Origin of the sequence: Clostridioides sp. ZZV14-6009, from assembly GCF_020658095.1 — a bacterium.
GTDB lineage: Bacteria > Bacillota > Clostridia > Peptostreptococcales > Peptostreptococcaceae > Clostridioides.
This window is the reverse complement of the sequence record NZ_JAGWDG010000083.1, coordinates 1-348: the sequence shown is the minus strand read 5'-3', so window position 1 is coordinate 348 and position 348 is coordinate 1. Positions and strand designations below refer to the sequence as shown.

1 tRNA gene and 1 rRNA gene are annotated in these 348 nt (G+C 39.1%); both read left to right on the top strand.

The features are described from left to right. The first annotated feature begins 151 nt into the window (after positions 1-151). Positions 152-268, top strand: a 5S ribosomal RNA gene (gene rrf / locus KGF36_RS19975). Between the two features lie 7 nt (positions 269-275). Next, positions 276-347 (top strand) — tRNA-Asn (locus KGF36_RS19970). Position 348: the final 1 nt, after the last annotated feature.

Below are 348 nucleotides of genomic sequence, written 5' to 3'. Positions count from 1 at the left end.
GTCGAGGACTTGACCAATATTTATTTGATGTTCATTAATTAAAATATATATGTAGTTTTTAGAGTGTTAACTCTAAAAAAGTATGAAAAAAGTATTGACAAAAATAACAAAAAATGTTAATATTATACTTGTCCTAGCAACAAGAAAGAAATGTGGTTATAATAGCAGAGAAGATACACCTGTTCCCATTCCGAACACAGAAGTTAAGTTCTTTAGCGCTGATGGTACTTGGTGGGAAACTGCCTGGGAGAGTAGGACATAGCCACGTTAGATGTTCCAAGGTAGCTCAACGGTGGAGCAACCGGCTGTTAACCGGTAGGCTGTGGGTTCGAGCCCCACCCTTGGAGC